The following is a 445-nucleotide window of genomic DNA, read 5'->3' as shown; positions in this document are numbered from 1 at the left end:
ATCAGAGAGCTTGCTCATGAGCAGATTTATTGCTCATAAAAAAGTGGATGATAATGAGTCCCAAACTCACGCAAATCGCTGATAGTAAAAGCCAATCGGATATAAAATAAAACGCCGCTGTGAACGCAATGATGGCGATGAAGATGGGATAGTAAGCCTTGACTGCTTTAAACTGCTCGTAGGCTAAAATAGCAAATAAGCACACTAACGCAAAATCCAAATGAGGCACCCAATCATTGAGCCCTGCACCCAGCATAATGCCTAATATGGTACCGATAACCCAATAACACTGATTGAGCAAACTCACAGGTAGTATCAGCCTTTGGCGTTCATTTTCATGAAGGGTGGTTAACACGGAAAAAGTTTCATCGGTTAACGCAAACAAGCAATAAAGTCGACTGATAGGATTGGTTGGTAATTGTTTTAACAAAGGAATGGCATAAAA

General features: G+C 40.4%; 1 protein-coding gene. It reads right to left on the bottom strand.

Features of this window, described 5'->3' with window-relative positions; genetic code table 11:
- Position 1 precedes the first annotated feature (1 nt).
- Positions 2-445: AzlC family ABC transporter permease (locus MM817_RS16495; protein WP_241717147.1), on the bottom strand; the 444-nt coding region annotated here is incomplete at its 5' end.

Source organism: Sulfoacidibacillus ferrooxidans, from assembly GCF_022606465.1.
In the GTDB taxonomy this organism is placed as follows: Bacteria; Bacillota; Bacilli; order Alicyclobacillales; family SLC66; genus Sulfoacidibacillus; species Sulfoacidibacillus ferrooxidans.
The sequence above is the reverse complement of the archived record's forward strand: the minus strand, read 5'-3'. Positions and strand labels throughout refer to the sequence as shown.